The organism is Dinoroseobacter sp. S124A, assembly GCF_049801015.1.
Lineage (GTDB): Bacteria > Pseudomonadota > Alphaproteobacteria > Rhodobacterales > Rhodobacteraceae > Dinoroseobacter.
Genome location: NZ_JBNAGD010000004.1, coordinates 346758 through 369836, shown reverse-complemented (window position 1 = coordinate 369836; position 23079 = coordinate 346758). Strand labels below are relative to the sequence as shown.

Below are 23079 nucleotides of genomic sequence, written 5' to 3'. Positions count from 1 at the left end.
CAGGGAAGCCCGACACGCCCTGTTTGTGAGGACTTCCGCCATGTCTGCTGCCCCGACCCCGCCACCGCCGCCAGATCCGGACGACCTGCCCGCCTTTGACCGGGCCGAGGCGTTTGATCTGATCGAAGAGATCGCCAGCACAGAAGGCCTCCCCATGGAGTGGATGCTGGCCTATCGCGACACGCGCAAGGATCGGGACCAGTGAACCGCGTCCTGCAGAACCAGCCCGTTGCGGGCCCGCTCGGAGACGCGCAATGAGGCGGCAGCCCCAGTATGTTCCCGGCGGCGCGCCGATCGGGCTTGTGGCCGATCTCGACCGCCCGGCAGCGACCGCCGTGTGCTATCTGCGGCTCTGGCGCGATGGCCCCGAGGCCCGCGCCCGGCTCTGGAATGCCCTGGCCAGCGGCCTCGGTCTCGAGGACGGGCGCCGGGTCATGTCCACTTTCGAGGATCTGGTCAATCTCTGCGCGCGCCATGGCCGCCGCCCGCTGGCCTGCCACGGCGTGAATTGCCGCTGTCTGGGCGCGGACGAGGCCTGTTTCGCCCAGTTCATCACCACCGCCACCGAGGGCGACCGCGAGGACGCGATGCTGATCGCGATCCTCATGGTGCGCCCGGATGTTGCCCCTCTCATCGCCGCCCTTGCGGCCGATTTCGGCCATGCGCTCAAGCGGATGCATCTCTGCGAGACGCCGGTCGACCCACGACGCCCCGCCGTCTCTCCGACACTTCACTAACCCAAAGGACACCAGACCAGTGAAACGCCAGGCTCTTCTTTCAACGACTCTCATGTTCGGGCTCACCGCCCCGGCCCTCGCCGTCGAACCCGGCGCAGTGGTTGCCAACTACGCCGATATTGCCGCTGCCAAATACGAAGACAGCCTGACCACCGCCCAGCGCCTGCTGACGGCCGTGGACGCGCTGGTCGAGACCCCCTCTGCGGAGGCGCTGGAAGCCGCCAAGGCCGCATGGATCGCCGCGCGCGTGCCCTATCAGCAGACCGAGGTCTATCGCTTCGGCAACGCCATCGTCGATGACTGGGAAGGCAAGGTGAATGCCTGGCCCCTCGACGAAGGCCTGATCGATTATGTGGATGCGGGCTATGGCGGCCCGACCGACGAGAACGAGCTCGCAGTGCTCAACGTGGTGGCAACCCCGATGTTCTCGGTCGCCGGAAGCGACGTGGATGCCACCGACATCACGCCCGCCCTCCTGTCGGAGACCCTGCACGAGGCGGACGGGGTCGAGGCGAACGTGGCCACCGGCTATCATGCCATCGAATTTCTCCTTTGGGGTCAGGACCTGAATGGTCACGGCCCCGGTGCAGGTGACCGTCCTTGGACGGATTACGCGGGGGGTGACACCTGCACGGGCGGGAACTGCGCCCGTCGCGCGGCTTATCTCCAAGCAGCAACGGCGTTGCTTGTTTCGGATCTCGAGTGGATGACCGCGCAATGGCAGGAAGGCGGAGCAGCCCGCAACCAACTCATCGCAGACGAAACCGCAGCGCTTTCGGCCATGCTGACGGGGATGGGCTCGCTCTCCTACGGGGAACAGGCGGGCGAACGGATGCGGCTCGGGCTGATGCTGAACGATCCCGAGGAAGAGCATGACTGCTTCTCCGACAACACCCATAACAGCCACTATTATGACGGGCTGGGCGTGCAGAACGTCTATCTGGGCGAGTATGTCCGCGTGGACGGCTCGCTGGTGGCAGGCCCCTCCCTGCAGGATCTCGTCGCCGCGGCGGATCCGGCGCTCGACACCGAGATGAGCCAGAAGCTGTCGACCACGATGATGGCGCTGGCGCGGATCAAGACCGCCGCCGAAGCCGGGTTCAGCTATGACATGATGCTGGAGCAGGGCAATGCCGCCGGCGAAGCGCTGGTCATGGGCGGTGTGAACGGGCTGGTGGACCAAACCCGTTCCATCGAACGTGTGGTCGCCGCCCTCGGTGTCAGCTCGATCGCGTTCGAAGGCTCCGACAGCCTCGACAATCCCGGCGCTGTCTTCGAGTAAACCGGCCCGCACCGGGGTCCCCGGCCCCGCGCGCCCGTGATATCCGGACCGCCCCAAACGGGGCGGTTCTCCCCACATCCGGCTGCCCCATACGCGCACGCCCTGTCGATCCGGAGCCTATTTGATGCCACGTTTCGTTCTGATCGCGACCGCGCTGCTCGGCTTGCCGTGCAGCGCCACCGGTCTCGAAACCACCCCGCTGCCCGCCCTTGCGGATCTGCATCTGAACCCCGCGCCCCGCAGCGCGGCAGAAACCGCGCGGATCAAGGCCGTGCTCGCCCCGCCGACCCAGTTCGACACCCCGCACCGGTTCGAGGCGATGCCCGCAGGGGCCGCCACCGTGCCCCGCACCCCCGGGGACGCGGCCTTCTCGCAGCCCTCGGCAAATCTTGCCCATGACGCCAAGATGACCTTCCATCTGGGCGACGCGATGTTTGCCAAGCTCTGGGTCTCTTCGCCCTCTTCGACCCTGGCCTCGGACGGGCTTGGCCCGCTCTACAATGCGCGCTCCTGCCAACGCTGCCATGTGAATGACGGGCGCGGACATGCGCCCGAGGGCCCGGAGGATGATGCCACCTCCATGCTGCTGCGCCTATCGGTCCCGGCCGCGCAGGACGACGCCCTGCCCCCGATCCCCGGGTTTCACGGGGACCAGCCGCACCCGGTCTATGGCGGGCAGCTGCAGGATCTCGGCACGCCCGGCCAGGCGGGCGAGTACCGGCTCGAAGTCACCTATACCGAGCAGAGCGTGACCCTGCCCGATGGTGAGGTCGTGCAGCTGCGCCGCCCGGATTACGGCCTTGCGGACCTGCGCTACGGCCCTCTCGGACCCGAGGCGAAGATCAGCGCCCGGGTCGCGCCACAGATGATCGGCCTCGGCCTGCTGGAGGCGATCCCGGCTGCGGATATCCTTGCCCTTGCCGACCCGCAGGATGCCGATGGGGACGGCATCTCAGGGCGTCCGAACATCGTCTGGTCCACAGAGTTCAACCAACCCATGCTGGGCCGCTTCGGTCTGAAAGCGGGCATGCCCAGCTTGCGCGCGCAGGTCGCGGACGCGTTCTCTGGCGATATCGGCATCTCGAGCCCCCTGCGCCCGGCCCCTTGGGGGGACTGCACCGCCGCACAGGCGGCCTGCCGTGACGCGCCGCATGGCGACAAGGATGTCCGCAGCTTCGAAATCGCCGCGGATGCGATGGATCTCGTGGTGTTCTACAGCCGCAATCTCGGGGTGCCCGCCCGCCCGGATGCCGGTGACCCGCAGGTGCTGCGCGGCAAGGCCGTGTTCCACGCCGCAGGATGCGCCGCCTGCCACCGCCCGAGTTTCGTCACCCACCGCCTGCCTGACCAACCGGCGCAAAGCTTCCAGCTGATCTGGCCCTATACGGACCTTTTGCTCCATGACATGGGTCCCGGTCTGGCCGACAACCGTCCCGAGGCCCGTGCGACAGGGCGCGAGTGGCGCACGCCGCCGCTTTGGGGTATCGGACTGACATGGAAGGTCAGCGGGCACAGCCAGTTCCTCCATGACGGACGGGCGCGCTCCATTCTGGAGGCCATCCTTTGGCATGGTGGCGAGGCCGAGCGCGCCCGCGACAGGGTCGCCCGACTGCCCACCGAAGACCGTAACGCACTCATCGCGTTTCTGGAGAGTTTATGACACAGGCCCTGATCGCCGCCGCCCTGCTTGGCGCCACCTTTGCCCTGACCGGCCCCGCCCTGCACGCCGATACGCCCTCGGCCCCACCCGAAGCGCCCATGGCCTCGGTGATGATCGAGGACATCCTGACCGGGCATATCCTGCCCCGGGTCGAAAGCCTCGCAGCCACCGGCGCGGCTCTTTCCGAGACCGCATCGACCCACTGCGCGCCCGAGGATGCGGAGCTGCGCGCGGCATTTGCCAGCGCCTTCGACGCCTGGATCGCCATGAGCCATCTGCGCTTTGGCCCCTCCGAGGCCGAGCAGCGCGCCTTTGCCCTGGCCTTCTGGCCCGATCCGCGCAGCACCGGGCCGCGCGTTTTGGCCGGGCTGCTCGCCGAGGCGGACCCGATCGCCGAGACGGTTACGGACTACGCGCAGGTCTCCATCGCGGCGCGTGGCTTTTATGCGCTGGAACTGTTGCTCTACGACCCGACGCTGATGACCGCCGGGGATCCGGCCTATCATTGCCAGCTGGTCCAGACCATTGCCGCCGATATCGCCGCGACCAGCGCCGCGATGGCCGCCGATTGGCGCGAGCGCTATGCGCAGGCCTTCACCCAGCCCGGCCCGGACGCGATCTATCGCAGCGAGACCGAAGTGCTGCAAGAGGGGTTCAAGGCCCTCTCGACCGGGTTGCAATTCACCTCCGAGACGCGGCTCGGGCGGCCCATGGGCACCTTTGAACGCCCCCGCCCCGCGCGCGCCGAGGCGCGGCGCTCGGGCCGCTCAGGCCACCATGTGGCGGTCAGCCTGACCGCGCTTGCGGATCTGGCGGACCGGCTCTCGCGGAACGACCCAAAGCTCAATGCCGATCTCGCGGCCCATTTCGACCGCAGTCTCGCGCGGCTCGCGGCGCTGGAGGATCCGGTCTTTGCGACGGTGGCCGAGCCCGCTGGCCGATTCCGGGTCGAGGCCCTGCAATACAGCATCGAGGAAATCCGCGCCCTCGTCAGCGGATCGCTCGGCCCGACCCTCGGCGTGGCGGCCGGGTTCAACGCGCTGGACGGGGACTGATGCCCGGGACGGGCCCGGGTCGCCGCGCCTTTCTGGGCGGGTTGCTCGCCGCAGGGGTGATGCCCGCGCCGAGCTGGTCTGACGCCGGAGCGCCAGCCTATCTCAGCGCAGCGGGCCGGTCCGATGGCCGCTCGGTGCTGTGCGGGCTGAGTGCCGAGCTCGAGATCCTGTTCGAGCTGCCCCTTCCCGCCCGGGGCCACGCAGCAGCGGCACATCCGATGCGCCCCGAGGCCGTGGCCTTTGCCCGGCGGCCCGGGACCTTTGCCGAGGTGATCGATTGCCGCTCCGGCCGGGCCATCGCTCGGCTGGATGCGCCCGCGGGGCGGCATTTCTACGGGCACGGGGTGTTCTCCGGCGCAGGGGAGTGGCTTTTCACCACCGAGAATGACTTTGAGGCCGGAACCGGCGCCGTCGGCATCTGGGACGTGGCGGCGGGCTATCGCCGGGCTGGCAGTGTCGCCAGCGGCGGCGTCGGCCCCCATGACATCCGCCGTCTGCCCGGGACCGAGACGCTGGTGGTGGCCAATGGCGGGATCGAGACGCATCCCGACACCGGGCGCACCAAGTTGAACCTGCCGACCATGGCACCGAACCTCAGCTACCTGCGCGCGGGCGAAATCGTCGAAACAGTGGCCCTGCCCCAGGAGATGCACCTGAACTCCATCCGCCACATGGCGGTTGCGCAGGACGGGACCGTGGCCTTCGGCATGCAATGGCAAGGGGATGGGCCGAGCCCGGCCCTCGTGGGGCTGCACCGGAGGGGCGCGCAGATCCGGCTCTGCCAGGCGGAGCGGGACGCCCTGCGTGACCTGCGCGGCTATATCGGCAGCATCGCGATCACACCGGACGCTGCGCGCATCGCGGCCACCTCACCGCGCGGGGGGCTGGTGCATATCTATGATGGGGCCACGGGCCAGTTGGCGGACACGCGCGCGCTTGCGGATGTCAGCGGGATCGACACCCACCCTGATGGCTTTGCCGTAACGTCGGGCACCGGCGCGTTGCGCACCCTGTCAGAGAGGGCCGTTGCCCAGAGCGCCAATGCCCAGGGCCTCGCCTGGGACAATCATCTTGTGAGGGTGTAGATCCGCGCGGGGACTAGTGAGTCCAGACCGTCCGGCGGTTGGTTGCGAAGTTGTCGCCATAGCCGCCCGGGCGGATATTCACCTTGCGCTTCTTGGGCTCGGTCACCGTGACCTCGATCCCCTTCTCACGGGCGTAGTCCAGCGCGGCTTCCTTGGTGTCGAACCGCAGCTTCACCTGGCTCTGCGTGTCGTCGGAGCTCGTCCAGCCCATCAGAGGATCGATCTCGCGCGCGCTGTTCGGCGCATGCTCCAGCACCCATCCCTTGGTCTTCGCCTGACCCGAGGACATGGCGGTTTTGGCTGGCTGGTAAACTCGCGCGCGCATAGCGACCCTTTCTCTGCTTGGCGGCACTATCACCATTGGCCCGCTGCGATGCAAGCCACGCGTTCTGCGACGCAGAGCCGCGACGGCGACACTCGGATCCGGATCTGAGGGGGATTACAAGCGACTGCCGATCAGCCTCGAGGGAGCGAGGGGTGGGGTGGGTGGTGCGAGACCGACCGACAGCCATTTGCTGCTTGCAGTAGAAAGTTAGGCGCTCGGTACACTCAATACAATTGAATTTTCTCGCCTTGGTTGAGAGCCCAAACAAAGCTTCGCTCAGGAGTCACCTTTAATTATTTGATTTTTTTATTAAATTTGTTCAGTTGCGGCATTATGGCCCAAGACCTTGGTCTTAGAGGTTTTTTTTGATGCACGCCGCGCAGGGGCGATATTATTGATCGCGGTCAACAACTCAACCCATAATCTTCGCATCTTGCAACGCGTTGACGCGTCGCGCCCCCTTGCAAGAGAACAAAAACAGATCACCTTAGAGGTCCAGAAAGGAATCGACCCATGGACCAGCCCGTTCTGAATGCCATTGCCGAAGACGTCCGCAGTCGCCCGAAACTCGAGGGCGGCCAGACCTTTCGCATGGAGACCAGCTTTTCCCCCGCAGGCGACCAGCCGACGGCGATTGTCGAGCTGAGCCAGGGCGTACGCGATGGCGAGCGCGATCAGGTTCTGCTGGGCGCCACGGGGACAGGCAAGACCTTCACCATGGCCAAGGTGATCGAAGAGACCCAGCGCCCGGCGATTATCCTTGCACCCAACAAGACCTTGGCGGCGCAGCTCTATGGGGAGTTCAAGGGCTTCTTTCCCGACAATGCGGTCGAGTATTTCGTCAGCTATTACGACTACTACCAGCCCGAGGCCTATGTCGCCCGTTCGGACACCTATATCGAGAAGGAATCCCAGATCAACGAGCAGATCGACCGCATGCGCCACTCGGCGACGCGGGCGCTTCTGGAACGGGATGACGTGATCATCGTGGCGTCCGTCTCTTGCATCTATGGTATCGGCTCGGTGGAAACCTATGGCGCGATGACACAGGACCTGATCGCCGGGAACGAATACGACCAGCGCCAGATCATGGCCGATCTCGTGGCCCAGCAATACCGCCGCAACGATGCCGCCTTCCAGCGGGGGTCCTTCCGGGTGCGCGGCGACAGTCTCGAGGTCTGGCCTGCCCACCTGGAGGACCGCGCGCTGAAGTTTTCCTTCTTCGGCGAAGAGCTCGAGAGCATCACCGAATTCGACCCGCTCACCGGGGCCAAGGCCGACACGGTGGACCGGATCCGGATCTACGCCAACTCGCATTACGTGACCCCCCGCCCCACCATGCAGCAGGCGATCGTGTCGATCAAAAAGGAGCTGCGGATACGGCTCGACCAACTGGTCGCCGAGGGAAAGCTGCTGGAGGCGCAACGGCTGGAGCAACGCACGAATTTCGATATCGAGATGCTGGAGGCCACGGGCGTCTGCAATGGCATCGAGAACTACTCGCGTTACCTGACGGGCCGCGCCCCGGGCGAGCCGCCCCCCACCCTGTTCGAATACATCCCCGACAACGCGATCGTCTTCGCCGATGAAAGCCATGTCTCGGTTCCGCAGATCGGCGGCATGTACAAGGGCGACTTCCGCCGCAAGATGACGCTGGCCGAGCACGGCTTCCGCCTGCCCTCCTGCATGGACAACCGCCCGCTGAAATTCGAGGAATGGGACGCCATGCGCCCGCAATCGGTCTTCGTCTCGGCCACCCCCGCAGCATGGGAGCTGGAACAGACCGGCGGCATCTTCACCGAACAGGTGATCCGCCCCACCGGCCTGCTGGATCCGCAGGTCGAGATCCGCCCGGTCGAGATGCAGGTGGATGACCTGCTGGACGAGGTGCGCAAGGTCTCCGCCGACGGGTTCCGCACGCTGGTGACGACTCTGACGAAACGCATGGCCGAGGACCTGACAGAGTACATGCATGAACAGGGGATCCGCGTCCGCTACATGCATTCCGACATCGACACGCTGGAGCGGATCGAGATCCTGCGCGACCTGCGGCTCGGGGCCTTCGACGTACTGATCGGGATCAACCTGCTGCGCGAGGGGCTCGACATCCCGGAATGCGGGCTGGTGGCGATCCTGGATGCGGATAAGGAAGGCTTCCTGCGCTCGGAAACCTCGCTGGTGCAGACCATCGGTCGTGCCGCGCGGAACGCCGAGGGCCGCGTGATCATGTATGCCGACCGGATCACCGGGTCCATGGAGCGTGCGCTGGCCGAAACCAACCGCCGCCGCGCGAAGCAGATCGCCTATAACAAGGAACACGGCATCACCCCGGAGACGGTGAAGAAGAACGTCGAAGACGTGCTCGCCGGGCTCTACGAGGGCGATGTGGACATGAACCGCGTGACCGCCAAGGTCGACAAGCCGCTCCATGGCGGCAACCTCGAAGCCGTGCTGGACGGGCTGCGCACGGATATGCGCAAGGCCGCCGAGAACCTGGAATTCGAAGAAGCCGCCCGCCTGCGCGACGAGGTCAAACGGCTCGAAGCCGTCGATCTGGCCATCGCCGACGACCCGCTGGCGCGCCAGTCAGCCGTTGAGGCCGCCGTCGAAGAAAGCGCCAAGGCCTCGGGCCGAAGCACCGCCGGAAGGCCGGGGCAAAGGGGTGGGAATGTGAAGCGGCGGAAACGACCCTGAAGACAGTCACGGTTCAAAAATGGACGCTCGGCTTAAAGAAATTGGACACTCAAAGGCATGCATACTGAGATGATAACGGGCTTGGGAGTTTTCCTAGGAATTGTGGCAGGAGTTTTTGTGCAACTAATGGCACATTTTATCATGTTTCACTTCCAGACAAAAAACGCAATTGAAATCTTGAGAAGTGAAGTAGAACTTAACACTAGCGAACTGGAAAACCTCAGAACCCAGCTCCGATTGCTGCGTGGAAGAATTTCAGCTGGTCAAGTTCAAGATTCGGAGCTTTTCATCTCAATGGATTCGTTCAATTACTCGGCGATGGATCCACTCATTCAATCGGGTCATTTCCACAAGTTATTGAAATCTGATGGCGTTCGCCAGTACTTCGGCGCAGTGAGATTCCTTAATACTGAGAACGCTATGCGCCTCGTAACCATGCTCAGGGACGAACACCAAGCAAATAAATCTCTGAACTTTTTGGACTGGCTAGACCATAAGATAGATTTGCATGAAGAAGCATTTAGGAAAACATTGGGCGATTGTATATTTGACAAACCAGTCGTGTAGCGACAGGCTCGGACTCCACTGGTTACGGGGATTCGAGAAATGTCAGAAGACGTCTGCATCAACGTTGAGGGAGTTAGTCAGCCGATCCTTTGCGGCCTCTGCAAGCAGAAGGTAGCCTTCATCGGAGAAGCCGATGCGGATGGCGGCGATGTCGGTTGTGTTGAGTGCGGGAACATCGCGGACGTCGAGAAGGTCGCTTCTATGGCTGTCGATTATGCCAAGGACGAGCTCCAGTTGATGCTCAACAGAATGGCTCGCGATACCGCAAGAAATAGCAAAATCATGACATTCTCGGGCCAGACTGAGCACAACAAGCCTTACAGATTCATCGTTAATTCGAGTGACGAAGCGTTCATGGGTATAAGATACCACACAATGGACGGTATTATAATACCTTAGTCGTCCTTCTTCTCGACTGACTTCTGTTTCACCAGCTTGCCCAGCTTTTCGTTGAACTTCGCTTCGTCGTCGTCCGTCTCTAGCTGGCGGGCGGCTTCGCGGAACTTGTCGGCTTGGGATTTGTCTTCGGCAGCTTGCATGAAGGATGCTCCGGCTTGGTGATTTTGAGTGACAGCACCCGCTGTATTTCTTCATCGTTTTTGTTGTTGCGGCACCAGTTATGAAAACCAACCATCGGGACAGTTTTCTTTCCTATTTGCCCGTCTTTCGTCTTACCTTCGTCAAAGGAGTGAACTGTCAGGTTTTGAACCCCAAACTCCTCCTGCAACGCGATGCCAGTCGCTAAGTGTATCGCGTCTCCTAAACTAAGTTCTCTGGTGCTGGCTTTGTCTTCGGGCCCGTTTATGTACGTGTACTCTTGGTCTCGCAGGTGCCCGGCCAGCGACATAATGTCTGGCGATGGAGGAATGTACTTAAACGCCGCGCTGACGGCCTGAACGATTTGCAATGGTGTTTGCCCCGGCTTGAAAACCTTCGAAGGGCGAATTTCAGCAAGAATAGTAGTTGAAACAAAGATATCGGATTTGCCCGACTGGACATCAGACAAGTGGGCCTCAATATGATCCAGCCACTCCTCCGGTTCCCCGTTTAGAAATCTGTACAGAACGCAGGTGTCCCAGAGAAACGATGAAGAAGCCATCAGCCAATCCCCTCGATTGCTGAGGGATCGGCATTTTTGAGGCTACCGCGAAACTCTAGAATGTTATGACCGTCGCCTACAATTCTGATGTTGCTCACGTCAATTCGAGAGGGAACCATGCTGTGGCCGTCATATTGGGATTGGCCCGATACAAGGACGCGTCGGTTCAGCGCGTTTCGCAGCATTTCGACGTCTGACCGAGGCACAACGCAACTAACCTCTTTGCCACCAGCGGACAGAACTAGCTTGGCCTCAGGGAACAGGCCGCGAAGGTCTACCAGCTTCATCGTGCCGTCATAGGTGTCGAAAGACACGCCACGAAAGTACTTAGGTTCTGCGCCTTGAGCGATTTCAAGAGCGTTGGAGATAATACCCTCTACTCGTGCCTTGAGAAGATCATCAATCCTGACGGCAGATATTTCTGGTGCGCTCACGACGCCGTATGAAAAGGTTTTGCCCGCTCCCGTCGAGAGGCTCTTGTATATACCTAGCGCATACTCGTCTGCCGCATTTTGAACAGCGAAAGGTGTCGCGGAATTTGCCGCTGCGCCTATTTCGGCAAACCTTTGCGATGGCGACTTTCTGACCGCTCTGGGCTTTAGGCTCTTTTCGCGAAGGACCACGGTGGCGCTAGCAAACTCAAGATCACTTATCATAAAGCGATGCTGTCCCCGAGTATTGTAGTCGCTATCGAGGCGTTTGAGACCAGCAATCAGTTTCTTCAGCTTTGCCGCAAATATCTCACCGTCAACCTCGCCATCTCCATGGTGCTCAAGGCCGTACAGTGTGAATTTAAGATCAGTTCCGCCGGGCGGTGCCATAGGTTTCTCAGTGAGGCAATTTATATGTCAGACGCTTGCCAGTGGCCGATGATAGCACGTTCTCGGCGCGCTGAGAATCGTCTACACCATTTGCCTTTCGATTGTTGTAACGGAAATCGAACTCCGCCGCGTAGCGGTGCAGGTGTTGCTTGCCGCAGTGCTGGTACACGCCCTTCATGCCGCGCTTGAAGATGCTGTAGAACCCTTCAACCGTATTGGTGTGGACCTCGGGGGCCTCGTAGCGGACGTACTCACCAGCGCTATGATTGGTCCAGTCATGGGCCTCAAACACGCGGCCAGCGCCGATGCCTTGGTACTGGCTGGCCTCGTCGGTCAGAACGAACGCTTCCTTTGCAATATTGTCTTGTAGGATCGGGATCAGCGTAGACTTTCTTAGGTCGTCTACTACGATGCTCTTTGCCTGCTTGGTGTCGCGATCCACCAATGTCAGAACCTTCATCTTGTGAGAGCCGCCGCGCGCGTTCTTGGCTTTGACGACGCCCGGCTCTTTGCCAATAAACGTCTCGTCAACCTCAACCGCGCCGCCGTTGCTGCCAAACGGGGCCAGAGTGTCAGAGCGCATGCACTCGCGGATGCGGTGGGTCAGGAACCACGCGGACTTGTAGGTGATGCCCAGAACGCGGTGAAGCTGGTGGCTGCTGATGCCCTTCTTGCTGGAAACCATCAGGTGAATGGCTTGCAGCCACAGGTGCAGCGGCAGGTGGCTTTCCTCAAAAATGGTGCCTTTGCGAACGGTGAACTGCTTGCGGCACTCGCGGCACTTCCACAGGCCGTGACGCTCCTTGCCTTCAGGGTTCTTCTTGCTCGGCTTGGTGCGGACGCCCGTCAGGCGGTAGGCGCAATCCACAACGCCACAGTGCGGGCACGCCGGACCGTCAGCCCACAGCATAGACTCCACGTGCTCGAACGCAGCGGCTTCGTCATACATGTACTTGGCGGACAGAACGGACATAGCGGAGACCTCTAACTTGTTGAGTTAAAGATAGTCACTCCGCTTGGGTTTGTCAAATATACAATCGCCAAACATTGCAACGGATTTAAACTAGTTCCGGTATGGTATCTGACACAAACGCCGAAGCGATCACTCCGGGAAATTTTGGCCCACCTAGCCGAGAGATTTTTCCAGTTTCATTTTAGAAATTCGCGTTCGGGTTGAGGTTATTCACTGGTATGGAGATAGCCTCGCAGTACTCTAAGCGACGGTGCTGCTCCCGAAGTCTCTTCGGCAGCCTTTGCTCAATGCACATTCGTTTCTTAAGTCTCCAAATATCCCGGGGAGAGCGCGAGAGGGGCTGGCCCCTCTCGCCGGGGCGACGGGCGCAGCCCGGCGCAAAACCACCTCTCAGAAATCAAACAGCTCCATCAGGAAGCTCTCTTTCTTCTTCCGCCGGGGCGCGCGGCCTCCCGGGTAATCGTCGTCGAAATCCCGCGTCGGTTTCGGGGCTGACGCCGGGACCGAGCGCTCGATGATCTTGTCGAGCTCGCCGCGATCCAGCCAGACACCTCGGCAGCTCGGGCAGTAGTCGATCTCGACCCCGCTGCGGTCGGTCATCACAAGCTCGGTTCCGTCGATCGGGCATTTCATGGGCGTTTCTCCGTGTTGCTCCCTCTACAGATGGGGATCAAACGGCGGGTCGCAAGTTCAGGTGAACATCCCCATGATCTCGGCATAGAGCGCGTCGACCTCGGCCACCGCCGCGCCCTTGCGGGCGGCCTCCGGCGCGCCGAGCCCTTGGCCCAGCGTCTCGGCATAGACGATCCGGTTGGCGAGCTGCGCCTCCGCCAGATCCGCGCTGGTCTCGGCGGCGGCCTCCGCCACCTCGGCCCCGAGACGCGTCCCCGCCCGCGTCCGGTTCAGAACCAGAAGCGTCGGCTTGCCCACCCGGTCCGCCAGATCGAGCACGCCCTCAGTCGCCCAGAGATCCACATGAGAGGTCGCCACGGGCACCACCACCAGATCCGCCGCGCGCAGCGCCGGTTTCAGGTCGCTATCCACCTTGGGCGGCGTGTCGATGATCACCAGATCGCAGGCCTTGGCGAGCTTGCCCACCTCGTAGCCGACCCCCCAGGCCGACGCGGTGGAAAACTCCATATCGGGCTCCCCGTCCAGCCGTTCGAGCCGGGTCATGAACCAGCGTCCCAGCGAGCCCTGCGGGTCGGTATCGATCACCGCGACGCTCTGCCCCGCGCGCAGACCGGCCACCGCCAGGTTGACCGCCAGCGTGGTCTTGCCCGATCCTCCCTTTTGTTGAGCAATCGTTAAGATTTTACCGGTCATTCTGCCCCCCATGCGCTCTTGCGGTCACAACTTGCGGTGATTCTGAGGGGGGTGCACGCGAAATATGGGGGCAGGCTGGACAGATGCGCTCAATTGTCGGGAATTTAGGCAAGAGATGATCCGACCGCTCCTTCGCCTTCTTGCACGATCCGGTTGCGCCGCGTTTTGCGCGTCTGCAGCCCTTGCGGGTCCGTGGCCGCAGGAGGACGGGCGCCTTTTCGTCACCGCCGCGCAGGAAACCGCCGGGGAAGAGGAAGACTGGGTCGCCACGCTTTATGCGGAATACGGTCTGACCGAGAATCTGACCCTCGGCTTTGACGGCAGCGCCAACGCCTTCGTGGCCGAGGGATACGCCTTTGCCCGCTATCCGGTGTTTCAAAACGACGGCCCGCACCGCTTTGCGATTCTGGGCGGCGTGGGCGCCTCGGGCAATCTGGTGCGCCCGCCGAAGCCGCTCTGGGTGATCGGGGCGAGTTGGGGGCGCGGGCTGAGCTACCCTTTCGGCAATGGCTGGACGGCGGTGGATGCCAGCGCGCGATTTCGGCACAAGGACAGTTTCGGCAGCAGGCGGTTGATCAAGGTCGATGCCACCATCGGCTGGCAGCGCGAGAACAAGCATCTGGTCTATCTGCAACTCCAGACCTCGCAGGAATACGATCAGGACCCGCTCGCCAAGCTCGTACCGACCTATGTCTGGCACTTCTCGGACCTGTTTCAGGTGGAGACCGCCGTGACCCTACCAATCCTCGGGGATGAGGATCCGCGGGTCAAATTCGGGGTCTGGTCGCGCTTCTAGTGCTCAGTCGAACACCGCGGCCACGTCGTAAAGCACCGGCTCAAAACTCCGGCACAATGCGCTGATCTGGCGATTGCGGTCGCGCATCTCATCCGTGCGCAACATGGCCTGGAAGTCTTCGCGCCGGTTCCACTGGCTGTAATTGGCGATCCGGGTCTGGGCGTCATTCACATGCAACCCGGCAGAGATGAAGCCGGGCTGTTGCGAGATGAAACTGGCATAGGCATCGGTCAGCGCCTCGAGCAGGTCCTGACAGGTGCCCGGCGTGACCTCGAACGTGGTCACGACGGTTTGCAGATCGGCGGATTTGGTAATTTGTGGCATGGCGGGGTCTCCTCCCCCGCCATTCTAGCACAGATCCGCCGATCAGGCCCGGCTATCGGATCACATGGACCGAGCACGGCGCATGACGCACCACGCGACCGGCAGTGGATCCCAGGAAGTAGTCCTGGATCCCCGGTTTATGCGAGGTGAGCACGATGCAATCGATCTCCTTGGAAATCGCGTAATCCACCAGTGTCGCGCCGGAATGGCCCGTGACCACCTTGACGGTGATGTCCTCGGGCATGCCCAGTTCGCCGGCCAGAGCGGTTTCGTATTCCTTGATCTGCGCCTTGCCATGATCATCCGGCAGGTATTGCGTCGCATAGCTCGGCAAGGCTTCCAGCACGTAGAGCGCCGTGATCTCCGCCCCTTCGGCGCAGAGCGCCCGCGCCAAGGCCAGCGCGTCGCGTCCGGTTTCTGCGTGATCCACGTCGACGGCCACTAAAACGTTCTTGTACATGGGATCGCTCCTTGTCTCATCCTTGGGCTTTCGAGACTGTTCTAGCAAAGCTGACTCGTTCGCACCTTGATTGAAATCATGATCCGGAGACGCCCATGCCCGACAAGATCAATCCGATCCGACCGACCGATGACGACGCGCGCGCGCTTGCCCGCGGGCTGGTCTGCAACGCACGGTTTGGCGCGCTGGGGACCGTGGATCCCGAGACCGGCGGCCCCATGGTGACCCGGGTCGCCGTGGGGACCGCGCCGGACGGGCGACCCCTCACCCTGATCTCGGAGCTCTCCCTGCACACCAAGGCGCTGAGCGCGGACCCCCGGTGCTCGCTGCTCTTGGGGGAGCCGGGGGAGAAAGGCGACCCGCTCACCCATCCCCGTATCACGCTGCAGATGCGCGCGGGCTTCGTGGCCAATGGCACCGCCGATTACGCCGCCCTGCGGGGTCACTACCTGACCACGCATCCCAAGGCGCAGCTCTATATCGATTTCACGGATTTCCACTTCGCCCTGTTCGATGTGCAGGCGGCCGCGCTCAATGGCGGGTTCGGCAAGGCCTTTACGCTGACACCCGGCGATTTGGGCCTCGGCTAGGCGCTACCAGCCGCGGGTGCCGGGCGCGCCCTTGACCGTGCCGCGCAGGTTCGGCGTCACCCAGCCGCCATAGAAGGCACCGGGCTGCTCCGTCACCAGCAAATCGCCAACGAAACAGGCCTCCATCCGCTCGGGGTAGAAGGCCACGTAATCCTTGAGCTCGGCAAAGCGCGCGGTCGGGTCGGCATAGGCCCAAGCGGCCTTGTGGCTCACCATGCCATTCGCCGCGACGTCGAAATACTGCGCGGTCCCCTTCCATTCGCAGAACGAGCGTCCCGGCGCGGGCTGAAGGACACCGGGGCGAATATCCGTCGGCGGGAAATAATAGGTTGGCGCGTGATGGGTCTCAAGCACCCTCAACCCGGCCCGGGTCTCGGCCACCACCGTCCCCGACAGGATCACGCGCAGCCGAACGCCCACCGGCTCAAGAGCAGGCGGGCGCGGGTAGTCCTGAACGTTCTCGACCGGGAGGACCGTCATGAACACAATCTCAATGGAGGGGCGCCGTCGAACAGGGCGCAGTGGCAGGGAGCCGACCACAAAACGATATCAGACCCCCCGCCTCCGAACCAGCCCTCTCGCGGTGGCTCAGACCGGACGATCCGCGCGCACAGTCACATGGACCGTACCCTTGCATTCGTCGGGCCAGTTGAGCCGCACCTGATCCTTGTCCGGACCATGGTTGAAGTTCATCGTCGGCATCGCATAGACCAGCTGCCCGGTCGCTGTGGTGATGTTGCCCTCAGCAATCACCCCGGTGACAAAGCGCGCCCGCCCCTCGAAAGGCAGGTAGCCATCCGTGGACAGAACCCATTGCCGCGCCTCGGTATTCTGCTCCAGCGGCAGGGTCACCGGGTTCACCGTGATCCGATCCACGGCGTTATAGGCATTGGCATCGAAGGTCACGTTGCGCGTCCGGCTTACATCCAGCGGCGCGATGGAACTGTCGACCCCGTCCACCCGCTCGATCGTGCCGTTGATCGACTTGAACACATTGTCTGAGACGCTGAGCCCCTGGATGAAATGTCCCGCGCCATAGGGCTTGATCTGGATGAACCGGAACCACGCGCCCGCATCATTCACGGTGAAGATATTGCCCGTCACCGTCAGCCCGCCAAACGACAGCTCGACACCGAAATCCGGCTCCGCGTCATGCTCGTTGGTCCATTCCAGCGTGCTGTTGTCCAGATAGTTGCCCGTGAAGGTCGTCTTGACGTTGAGATTGGTCAGAACCACCCCCGCCGTGCGCGGCCCATCCGAGGTGCCATCGCCCTGGAACCAATGGTTCCCGGTGAAGATATGGCCCGCCCCGTGGACCACCATGAAGTGCTTGAACCGCACCGCCCGGTTGTCGCGGATCTTGGCATCATTGGCATTGATGTTGATCCCGATGGAGTTGCGCTCGGACACGTCCAGATCGATCTCCGGCGACAGGAACTGGCAGCGATCCACATGCAGGTTCTGACAGCCGACCCCGTGCGAGGTGATGCCACGATCCTTGGGCTTGGTGAAATCGCATTCCTCGACCGCGAAGACATCCCCATCCGGGGCCAGCAGAATACCCGAGGCATGCTCGTTCAGCCGCAGATCGATGTTCTGCAGGGTGAATTTCGCCAACCGCGAGAAGCCGCTGAAATCCAGCGCATACTGGAACTTGCGGAAGGTGAAGGTCTGCGTGCCCTCGGCATCGTACAAGGGCTGGCTCAGGGTCACCCGGGCCGCTCCGACATTGACTTCGCGCACATAGACCTCACGCCCGACACCATTGCCCTCCACGAGGCTGCCCGGCACGATCTGGGCGACATTGACCACACCGCTCAGCTCCAGCGGGTTCGAAGTGGCATAGGTCGCCTTCGAGGTGGTCACCACCGTGTCCCAGGCCGGGCTGGCCGAGCAGTTGAACTGCCCATTGCGGATCACGCGGCGGATGGTGAACGTATCCTGATTGCCCACAGCCGCATGGATGTCGATTGGCTCGGTCAGCTCGATCGAGCGCCCGCAGAGATCCAGCGCGTCATGGTCCGAAAAGTTGAGGTAGCACTGCACAGCCTTCTTGAAGGCCAGAACCTCATCGCCAAACGCGTCGTAATAAGCGTTCAGGTCGAAATTGCGCGTCAGCGACAGCCGCTTGTCATCGGGCATCGACACCGTGCCTTCGAACCGCGTCTCGGCGGTCATGGTGACGTTGCTCGTGAGGCGATAGATCCCCTCGGGCACCAGCACGCGGCGGCCATTTGCCGCCGCATCGGCGGCGCGGAAGGCCAGGGTGTCATCGGTGACGCCATCGCCTTTGGCGCCGTAATCCTTCACATCGACCCAATCCATCATCTTGCGCAGATAGACCGTGGTCACATCCTCGATCGTGATGTCATCAATGCGGATCAGACCCCCATTCGCGCCGGTGAAATCCACCCCGAAATGGCCATAGATCGGCGTGGTGCCCCAAACGAGGTCAACCCCGCCCCGGCTGCCACTGCCGACGATGGCGCTGATTTCGAACACCTCGCCATAGGCGTCGAGAGCGACCAGGGGGCCCTCCTCGACGATGCCGCCGACGCTCGAGCCGCCCGCGCCCCCGGCCCAGGAGCCGATCCGCGCATTCGGCAGCGCGCCCGACAGGACCTTCACCCGCGCGGTGATGCGCAGGTAGCACCCCGGCAGGATCGGCGTCTCGCCCTTGTAGCGCACGCGCGTCAGGTCATTCTGCTTCTGGATTTCGAGACAGCTGCCGAAATCCGCATCCGCGGGAACAAGGGTGGCGTTGGAGGCACCCTCCCAGGTTGCGGTCGCCGGTGTGCCATTGCCCTGGGACCAGACCTCGAGCCCATCCGCAAATTGCGGCGGCATCAGGTCCAATCCATCCGTGATCGCCTTGTTCATCCGAACCCCTTTCACATGGCAGACAGGCGCAGCGGCCCAGCGCGCCCACGCGCCGGGATCATCAGGGCTGTGCTCTGTCGGAAAATTGCGCCGGATGAGACCGGCATTGCGCGCAGATTACGGGGCGCGTCTTAACGAGTTCGAAACCCTGCGCGCGCTCAGGCCCGGCGCAACACCAGCGATCCGAAGCCCGCCGAGATCAACAATCCGAGACCCAGAAGGGCCAGACCATCGGGCAGATCGCCGAAAAACAGCCAGCCCAGCGCGGTGGCCGCGATCAGCTGAAAATAGACAAAGGGCGCGAGCTGCCCGGCCTCGGCGCGCTGGAACGCCACCACCAGCAGCAGGTTGCCCAGCATCGAGCCTCCGGCGCTCCAGATTACCAGACCCGCCACGGGCGCGCTCAGCTCCGGGATCGTCGCAAGGCCCAGCGGCGCGAGCAAAAGCGCCGCGATCACAAGCTGCGACAGGAGCAGCACGGGGGACGAGGCCACCCCCGCCACCCATCGGCTCGCCACCAGAAACAGCCCGTAAAAGACGCCCGCCGCCACCGCAAAGGCAAGCCCCGGCGTCATCCCGAAGCCGGGCTTGACGACCAGCAGAACACCAAGAAAACCAATCAATAACAAAACGGTACGCGATGCGCTCAACCGCTCTCCAAGCAATAGCCCGGACAGAAAGTAAGACAAGATCGGCCCGACAAAGAACGCGCCAAAGACATTGGCCAAAGGCTCCGTGCGCAGGGCCGACAGGATGCAGGCAACCCCGCCCGCGATCAGCGCGCCGCGCAGCCAGATCTTCGGGTTGCGGTAGAGCTGCAGGTCCAAAGAGCCCGCCAGAAACGGCAGCACCATCAGCGCGCCGAGGGCAAACCGGCTCCAGCCGACGAAGAAGGGCGAGACCCCAGAGGCCACAAGGATCTTTCCCGCCGTGTCCCCGAACGGGATCAGGCTCATGGCCAGAAGCATGATGGCGACCGTGCGGGCCATGGCGAATCCAATCTGTCTGAGAGGGGGCGTCCGGGGTGAACCTGCCTTAGGACACAAAGAGTTAACGCATTCAAGCGGACGTCATGTCGCTTGCCCGAACGGGCAGGTTGCGCTTTAGTTGAACCATGACCGGCCCGCACACGTCCCTGACACGACGCGGCATGCTCGGTGGCCTCCTCGCCGCCGGCAGCACGCTCGCGCACCCGGCCCATGCCCTGACCTCCTCGCCCCATCCGGCCCCGCGCCCCACGGGCCTGTGGCGGCGCAGCCTGGCGGAGCTTGGCACGCTGGTACACCGCGCCGGGCTGGGAGGAGAGACCAGCCTGACCGTGATCGATATGGAAACCGGCCAGCCGCTCGAAGGGTATGCCAGCGCCACCGCCCTGCCCCCGGCCAGTGTGGCAAAGGCCGCGACCGCGCTCTATGCCCTGCGGGTGCTGGGCCCGTCCCACCGCTTTGCCACCCGGGTGATGGCGGATGGCGTGATCTCCGGGGGGCGGCTCGACGGGGATCTCTACCTCATGGGCGGCGGTGATCCCGTGCTCGACACGGCCGCGCTCGGCGGGCTGGTTGCCCAGCTCCGCGCAGCGGGGCTCACCGAAGTGACCGGAGCCCTGCGCGTGGTGGACAGCGCCCTGCCTGCGATCCGCACCATCGATCCCGGCCAACCGGATCATCTGGGCTATTCTCCCGCGATCTCTGGCCTGAACCTGAATTTCAACCGGGTCTATTTCGAATGGCGGCGTCTAGGCAGCGATTATGCCGTGACGATGGATGCGCGCGCGGGCGATCTGCGCCCGCAGGTCCGGGTCTCATCCATGTCCGTGCAGCCGCGCGACGTCCCGATCTACACCTATGAGCAGCGCGGAGCCGAGGATCACTGGACCGTCGCGCGCGGCGCCCTCGGGGTCGAGGGCGGGCGCTGGCTGCCCGTGCGCAACCCGGCGGGCTATGCGGCGGATGTGTTCCAGACCCTCGCAGGCGCACAGGGCCTGCGCCTGACCCTGGGCTCCAGCAGCCGTACCCTCCCCGACGGCGCACAACGACTTGCCGAACATCTCAGCCCGCCCCTGACCGAGATCGCCCGGGGGATGCTGAAATACTCGACCAACCTGACGGCGGAATGCCTTGGCCTCGCGACCTCCCGCAGCCTTGGCGCACGCCCCGATAGCCTCGCTGCCTCTGGCGCGCAGATGTCCGCCTGGCACCGCGCCCAACTCCCGATCAGCTCGGAGCTGGGCTTTGTAGACCATTCCGGCCTGGGGGAACAGTCGCGCATCTCCAGCGCGGATATGGCCCTGCTGCTCGCGACCCATGGCAGCGCGCCGGCCCTTGCGTCGCTCCTGAAACCCTATCTGACCCGTGACGCCAAGGGCACGCCGCATGGCCTTCAACCGGCACAGGTCGTTGCCAAGACCGGCACGCTCAACTTCGTCTCGGGCCTGTCGGGCTATATCACCCCGCCCTCGGGCCGCCCCCTCGCCTTCGCGATCTTTTCTGCCGATCTCGCGCGCCGCGCCCGGCTGACCCGCGCGGAACGGGAGCGTCCGGATGGCGGTCGCGCCTGGGCCCGCCGCGCCCGCAAGCTGCAGAACGACCTCGTGCTCCGCTGGAGCCGCCTCGCCAGCAGTTGAGCCTGCCACGACCGCCCGTGCTAGAGAGGGGCCATGACGCGCCCGGCCCGCTACAGCTTTCGCCCCATGACCCTAGCGGATGCGCCCCTGCTCGCGCGGTGGCGTGCACAGCCCCATGTCCACCGCTGGTGGGGGGAGGAGCGCCCCTATGACGCCGACGCCCTCCGCGACCCGCGCGTCTCCCGCTGGATCGTGGCGCTGAACACCCGCCCCATGGCCTTTCTGCAGGATTACAGCGTCCATGGCTGGGACGAGGGGCATCACTTCGCCCATCTGCCCGCCGCTGCGCGCGGGATCGACCAGTATATCGGCCCGCCAGAGCTGCTGGGGCGCGGCCATGGACCGGCCTTCCTCGCCACGCATCTGCGCAGCTTGCTGGCGCAGGGCGCACCGCTCATCGCCACGGATCCGCATCCGGAGAACCAGCGCGCGATTGCGGCCTATGGCAAGCTCGGCTTCCGCCCCGCGGGTCCGGTGGAAGAGACAGCCTGGGGCCCGATCCTGCCCATGCACCTGCGCCCGCAGACCCTGCGCATTCCCAACCCCGACGAGGATACCGACCATGATCACCCCGGATTACGCCCGCCTGATGGCCCGCTATGACCGCTGGCAGAACGGCGCCCTGATCGCCGCCGCCGACAGGCTGGACGATGCGGCACGCTGGCAGGATCGCGGCGCGTTCTTTCGCTCCATCGCCGAAACGCTCAATCATATCCTCTGGGATCACCGGGTCTGGCTGGCGCGCCAGCAAGGCGATACCGACGCCGCGCGCGCATTGAACCAGCGCCACCCCTATACGGATGGGCCCCGCGACTGGGCGACCTACAAGGACGCGCGCGCCGCACTGGATGACGGGATCCGCAGCTGGGTCAGCGGGCTGACCGCCACGGACATCGCGCGCGACGTGACCTGGCAACGGGGGCCCGAGACGGTCGAAACCCCCTTTGCCCTCAACCTGATCCACATGTTCAACCATGCCACCCACCACCGGGGGCAGGTCCATGCCATGCTCACCGCTGCCGGGGTGGATCCCGGCGCCACGGATCTGCCCATGCTTCCGGATGAGGTCTAGGCCGCACACGCGCCCGCAGGCGCGCGGCTCTGGGCCGGTCCAAGTGCATTGGATAGACTTCACCCACCAAAGGAGCGCCCTGCCAATGATCCAGTAAATCCCACCCCACCGCCCATGCGGCATTTGGATTTACTGCAGGAGTGCACCATGCAACCCGTCATCTATGATGTGGCCGTCTCGCTGGACGGCTTTATTTCCGGTCCCGATGGGGACATTTCCCGCTTCGCCCAGACCGGCCCGGTGGTCGACGACTACGCCGCCCGGCTCGGCGGCTACGGCACCGCGATCATGGGGCGAAAGACCTATGGGTTTGGCTATGCCTACGGTCTGACCCCGGGCCACCCCCCCTATCCCCACATGGACACGCTGGTTTTCTCGCGGGGCCTGCGCCTTCCCGATGGCAGCCCGGTCTCGGTCGTCCCAGGGCAGTGGGCCGAGGCCCTGCGCGCCCTGAAATCCCGCGCAGATCGCCCGATCTATCTCTGCGGAGGCGGCGCTTTCGCGGGCTGGGCGCTGGATCGCGGCCTGATCGATCGCCTGATCCTGAAACGCGCTCCGGTCTGCTATGGGGCCGGTGTGCCGCTCTTTGACGGGGCGACACAGCCCCGCGACGTCACCCGGCTCAGCGTCCGGACCTATGACAATGGCTACCTGCTCGAGACCTTCGCGCTCGACTGACATGCCCGCCAGCCGCGCGCCGGGTCCCGATC

Annotated in this window: 26 protein-coding genes; 14 read left to right on the top strand and 12 right to left on the bottom strand. The window is 63.6% G+C overall.

Features of this window, described 5'->3' with window-relative positions; all coding sequences use genetic code 11:
* Positions 1-40 precede the first annotated feature (40 nt).
* The 6 genes from ACP15I_RS12205 (at position 41) to ACP15I_RS12180 (ending at position 5819) form a co-directional block, all read left to right on the top strand.
* On the top strand, positions 41-205 hold the full coding sequence (locus tag ACP15I_RS12205; RefSeq protein WP_424975296.1) for a hypothetical protein: 165 nt from the start codon (positions 41-43) through the stop codon (positions 203-205).
* A 49-nt stretch (positions 206-254) separates the two neighbouring features.
* The gene (locus ACP15I_RS12200) at positions 255-737 is read left to right on the top strand and encodes a hypothetical protein (RefSeq protein WP_424975295.1); all 483 of its coding nucleotides are present in this window, start codon (positions 255-257) and stop codon (positions 735-737) included.
* Positions 738-789: 52 nt separating this feature from the next.
* Positions 790-2019, top strand: coding sequence for an imelysin family protein (locus tag ACP15I_RS12195; RefSeq protein WP_424975294.1), 1230 nt, complete (start codon positions 790-792; stop codon positions 2017-2019).
* A gap of 124 nt (positions 2020-2143) precedes the next feature.
* Entirely contained in the window at positions 2144-3679 is a 1536-nt protein-coding gene (locus tag ACP15I_RS12190; RefSeq protein ID WP_424975293.1) for a di-heme oxidoredictase family protein, read from the top strand.
* Positions 3676-4734 carry an imelysin family protein gene (locus tag ACP15I_RS12185; protein ID WP_424975292.1) on the top strand — a complete coding sequence of 353 codons (1059 nt, stop codon included), beginning with the start codon at positions 3676-3678 and terminating at the stop codon, positions 4732-4734. The genes ACP15I_RS12190 and ACP15I_RS12185 overlap by 4 nt, the downstream gene beginning before the upstream one ends.
* Positions 4734-5819, top strand: a complete 1086-nt coding sequence (locus ACP15I_RS12180; protein WP_424975291.1) for a DUF1513 domain-containing protein — start codon at positions 4734-4736, stop codon at positions 5817-5819. The genes ACP15I_RS12185 and ACP15I_RS12180 overlap by 1 nt, the downstream gene beginning before the upstream one ends.
* Before the next feature lie 13 nt (positions 5820-5832).
* Here ACP15I_RS12180 and ACP15I_RS12175 read toward each other — a convergent pair whose 3' ends face one another.
* Entirely contained in the window at positions 5833-6144 is a 312-nt protein-coding gene (locus ACP15I_RS12175; protein ID WP_424975290.1) for an ETC complex I subunit, read from the bottom strand.
* Positions 6145-6657: 513 nt separating this feature from the next.
* On the opposite strand from ACP15I_RS12175, the gene uvrB reads away from it, so the two are divergent.
* Entirely contained in the window at positions 6658-8838 is a 2181-nt protein-coding gene (uvrB, locus tag ACP15I_RS12170; RefSeq protein WP_424975289.1) for an excinuclease ABC subunit UvrB, read from the top strand.
* 57 nt (positions 8839-8895) lie between these two features.
* Positions 8896-9405: a hypothetical protein gene (locus ACP15I_RS12165; RefSeq protein WP_424975288.1), complete on the top strand. Its 510-nt coding sequence runs from the start codon at positions 8896-8898 to the stop codon at positions 9403-9405.
* 42 nt (positions 9406-9447) lie between these two features.
* Here the strand turns inward: ACP15I_RS12165 and ACP15I_RS12160 are convergent, their stop codons facing one another.
* The 6 genes from ACP15I_RS12160 to parA all read right to left on the bottom strand — a co-directional run bounded on the left by ACP15I_RS12160 (position 9448) and on the right by parA (position 13624).
* Complete coding sequence (locus tag ACP15I_RS12160; RefSeq protein ID WP_424975287.1) at positions 9448-9777, bottom strand: hypothetical protein; 330 nt, start codon at positions 9775-9777, stop codon at positions 9448-9450.
* Positions 9778-9883: 106 nt separating this feature from the next.
* Positions 9884-10504 (bottom strand): type II toxin-antitoxin system VapC family toxin, encoded by a 621-nt coding sequence (locus tag ACP15I_RS12155; protein ID WP_424975286.1) that lies wholly within the window; start codon positions 10502-10504, stop codon positions 9884-9886.
* Complete coding sequence (locus ACP15I_RS12150; protein WP_424975285.1) at positions 10504-11325, bottom strand: hypothetical protein; 822 nt, start codon at positions 11323-11325, stop codon at positions 10504-10506. The genes ACP15I_RS12155 and ACP15I_RS12150 overlap by 1 nt, the downstream gene beginning before the upstream one ends.
* 7 nt (positions 11326-11332) lie before the next feature.
* Positions 11333-12298: an IS1595 family transposase gene (locus ACP15I_RS12145; protein ID WP_424975284.1), complete on the bottom strand. Its 966-nt coding sequence runs from the start codon at positions 12296-12298 to the stop codon at positions 11333-11335.
* A gap of 390 nt (positions 12299-12688) precedes the next feature.
* Positions 12689-12931, bottom strand: a complete 243-nt coding sequence (locus tag ACP15I_RS12140; protein WP_424965960.1) for a zf-TFIIB domain-containing protein — start codon at positions 12929-12931, stop codon at positions 12689-12691.
* Positions 12932-12988: 57 nt separating this feature from the next.
* Positions 12989-13624 carry a ParA family partition ATPase gene (gene parA / locus ACP15I_RS12135; RefSeq protein WP_424975283.1) on the bottom strand — a complete coding sequence of 212 codons (636 nt, stop codon included), beginning with the start codon at positions 13622-13624 and terminating at the stop codon, positions 12989-12991.
* Between the two features lie 115 nt (positions 13625-13739).
* On the opposite strand from parA, the gene ACP15I_RS12130 reads away from it, so the two are divergent.
* Positions 13740-14420, top strand: coding sequence for a hypothetical protein (locus ACP15I_RS12130; protein WP_424975282.1), 681 nt, complete (start codon positions 13740-13742; stop codon positions 14418-14420).
* 3 nt (positions 14421-14423) lie between these two features.
* Here ACP15I_RS12130 and ACP15I_RS12125 read toward each other — a convergent pair whose 3' ends face one another.
* Both ACP15I_RS12125 and ACP15I_RS12120 read right to left on the bottom strand, forming a co-directional pair.
* On the bottom strand, positions 14424-14744 hold the full coding sequence (locus ACP15I_RS12125; RefSeq protein WP_424975281.1) for an antibiotic biosynthesis monooxygenase family protein: 321 nt from the start codon (positions 14742-14744) through the stop codon (positions 14424-14426).
* 52 nt (positions 14745-14796) lie between these two features.
* Positions 14797-15204 carry a universal stress protein gene (locus ACP15I_RS12120; RefSeq protein ID WP_424975280.1) on the bottom strand — a complete coding sequence of 136 codons (408 nt, stop codon included), beginning with the start codon at positions 15202-15204 and terminating at the stop codon, positions 14797-14799.
* 95 nt (positions 15205-15299) lie between these two features.
* Here ACP15I_RS12120 and ACP15I_RS12115 point away from each other — a divergent pair, with 95 nt between their 5' ends.
* On the top strand, positions 15300-15794 hold the full coding sequence (locus tag ACP15I_RS12115; RefSeq protein WP_424975279.1) for a HugZ family protein: 495 nt from the start codon (positions 15300-15302) through the stop codon (positions 15792-15794).
* Between the two features lie 3 nt (positions 15795-15797).
* On the opposite strand, the gene ACP15I_RS12110 is transcribed toward ACP15I_RS12115, so the two are convergent.
* The 3 genes from ACP15I_RS12110 to ACP15I_RS12100 all read right to left on the bottom strand — a co-directional run bounded on the left by ACP15I_RS12110 (position 15798) and on the right by ACP15I_RS12100 (position 19663).
* Positions 15798-16274, bottom strand: coding sequence for a DUF427 domain-containing protein (locus ACP15I_RS12110; RefSeq protein WP_424965954.1), 477 nt, complete (start codon positions 16272-16274; stop codon positions 15798-15800).
* 108 nt (positions 16275-16382) lie between these two features.
* Entirely contained in the window at positions 16383-18674 is a 2292-nt protein-coding gene (locus ACP15I_RS12105) for a glycosyl hydrolase family 28-related protein (protein ID WP_424975278.1), read from the bottom strand.
* 158 nt (positions 18675-18832) lie between these two features.
* The gene (locus tag ACP15I_RS12100) at positions 18833-19663 is read right to left on the bottom strand and encodes a DMT family transporter (RefSeq protein WP_424975277.1); all 831 of its coding nucleotides are present in this window, start codon (positions 19661-19663) and stop codon (positions 18833-18835) included.
* 125 nt (positions 19664-19788) lie between these two features.
* Here ACP15I_RS12100 and dacB point away from each other — a divergent pair, with 125 nt between their 5' ends.
* The 4 genes from dacB to ACP15I_RS12080 all read left to right on the top strand — a co-directional run bounded on the left by dacB (position 19789) and on the right by ACP15I_RS12080 (position 23047).
* Positions 19789-21297, top strand: coding sequence for a D-alanyl-D-alanine carboxypeptidase/D-alanyl-D-alanine endopeptidase (dacB, locus tag ACP15I_RS12095; protein WP_424975276.1), 1509 nt, complete (start codon positions 19789-19791; stop codon positions 21295-21297).
* A gap of 33 nt (positions 21298-21330) precedes the next feature.
* Positions 21331-21900, top strand: a complete 570-nt coding sequence (locus tag ACP15I_RS12090) for a GNAT family N-acetyltransferase (protein ID WP_424975275.1) — start codon at positions 21331-21333, stop codon at positions 21898-21900.
* Positions 21860-22369, top strand: a complete 510-nt coding sequence (locus ACP15I_RS12085) for a DinB family protein (RefSeq protein ID WP_424975274.1) — start codon at positions 21860-21862, stop codon at positions 22367-22369. The genes ACP15I_RS12090 and ACP15I_RS12085 overlap by 41 nt, the downstream gene beginning before the upstream one ends.
* Positions 22370-22516: 147 nt before the next feature.
* Entirely contained in the window at positions 22517-23047 is a 531-nt protein-coding gene (locus tag ACP15I_RS12080; protein ID WP_424975273.1) for a dihydrofolate reductase family protein, read from the top strand.
* Positions 23048-23079 lie beyond the last annotated feature (32 nt).

Coding starts and splice junctions, on each gene's coding strand:
- ACP15I_RS12205 (WP_424975296.1), top strand. CDS start 41: ATGTCTGCTGCCCCGACCCCGCCACCGCCGCCAGATCCGGACGACCTG.
- ACP15I_RS12200 (WP_424975295.1), top strand. CDS start 255: ATGAGGCGGCAGCCCCAGTATGTTCCCGGCGGCGCGCCGATCGGGCTT.
- ACP15I_RS12195 (WP_424975294.1), top strand. CDS start 790: ATGTTCGGGCTCACCGCCCCGGCCCTCGCCGTCGAACCCGGCGCAGTG.
- ACP15I_RS12190 (WP_424975293.1), top strand. CDS start 2,144: ATGCCACGTTTCGTTCTGATCGCGACCGCGCTGCTCGGCTTGCCGTGC.
- ACP15I_RS12185 (WP_424975292.1), top strand. CDS start 3,676: ATGACACAGGCCCTGATCGCCGCCGCCCTGCTTGGCGCCACCTTTGCC.
- ACP15I_RS12180 (WP_424975291.1), top strand. CDS start 4,734: ATGCCCGGGACGGGCCCGGGTCGCCGCGCCTTTCTGGGCGGGTTGCTC.
- ACP15I_RS12175 (WP_424975290.1), bottom strand. CDS start 6,144: ATGCGCGCGCGAGTTTACCAGCCAGCCAAAACCGCCATGTCCTCGGGT.
- uvrB (WP_424975289.1), top strand. CDS start 6,658: ATGGACCAGCCCGTTCTGAATGCCATTGCCGAAGACGTCCGCAGTCGC.
- ACP15I_RS12165 (WP_424975288.1), top strand. CDS start 8,896: ATGCATACTGAGATGATAACGGGCTTGGGAGTTTTCCTAGGAATTGTG.
- ACP15I_RS12155 (WP_424975286.1), bottom strand. CDS start 10,504: ATGGCTTCTTCATCGTTTCTCTGGGACACCTGCGTTCTGTACAGATTT.
- ACP15I_RS12150 (WP_424975285.1), bottom strand. CDS start 11,325: ATGGCACCGCCCGGCGGAACTGATCTTAAATTCACACTGTACGGCCTT.
- ACP15I_RS12145 (WP_424975284.1), bottom strand. CDS start 12,298: ATGTCCGTTCTGTCCGCCAAGTACATGTATGACGAAGCCGCTGCGTTC.
- ACP15I_RS12140 (WP_424965960.1), bottom strand. CDS start 12,931: ATGAAATGCCCGATCGACGGAACCGAGCTTGTGATGACCGACCGCAGC.
- parA (WP_424975283.1), bottom strand. CDS start 13,624: ATGACCGGTAAAATCTTAACGATTGCTCAACAAAAGGGAGGATCGGGC.
- ACP15I_RS12130 (WP_424975282.1), top strand. CDS start 13,740: ATGATCCGACCGCTCCTTCGCCTTCTTGCACGATCCGGTTGCGCCGCG.
- ACP15I_RS12125 (WP_424975281.1), bottom strand. CDS start 14,744: ATGCCACAAATTACCAAATCCGCCGATCTGCAAACCGTCGTGACCACG.
- ACP15I_RS12120 (WP_424975280.1), bottom strand. CDS start 15,204: ATGTACAAGAACGTTTTAGTGGCCGTCGACGTGGATCACGCAGAAACC.
- ACP15I_RS12115 (WP_424975279.1), top strand. CDS start 15,300: ATGCCCGACAAGATCAATCCGATCCGACCGACCGATGACGACGCGCGC.
- ACP15I_RS12110 (WP_424965954.1), bottom strand. CDS start 16,274: ATGACGGTCCTCCCGGTCGAGAACGTTCAGGACTACCCGCGCCCGCCT.
- ACP15I_RS12105 (WP_424975278.1), bottom strand. CDS start 18,674: ATGAACAAGGCGATCACGGATGGATTGGACCTGATGCCGCCGCAATTT.
- ACP15I_RS12100 (WP_424975277.1), bottom strand. CDS start 19,663: ATGGCCCGCACGGTCGCCATCATGCTTCTGGCCATGAGCCTGATCCCG.
- dacB (WP_424975276.1), top strand. CDS start 19,789: ATGACCGGCCCGCACACGTCCCTGACACGACGCGGCATGCTCGGTGGC.
- ACP15I_RS12090 (WP_424975275.1), top strand. CDS start 21,331: ATGACGCGCCCGGCCCGCTACAGCTTTCGCCCCATGACCCTAGCGGAT.
- ACP15I_RS12085 (WP_424975274.1), top strand. CDS start 21,860: ATGATCACCCCGGATTACGCCCGCCTGATGGCCCGCTATGACCGCTGG.
- ACP15I_RS12080 (WP_424975273.1), top strand. CDS start 22,517: ATGCAACCCGTCATCTATGATGTGGCCGTCTCGCTGGACGGCTTTATT.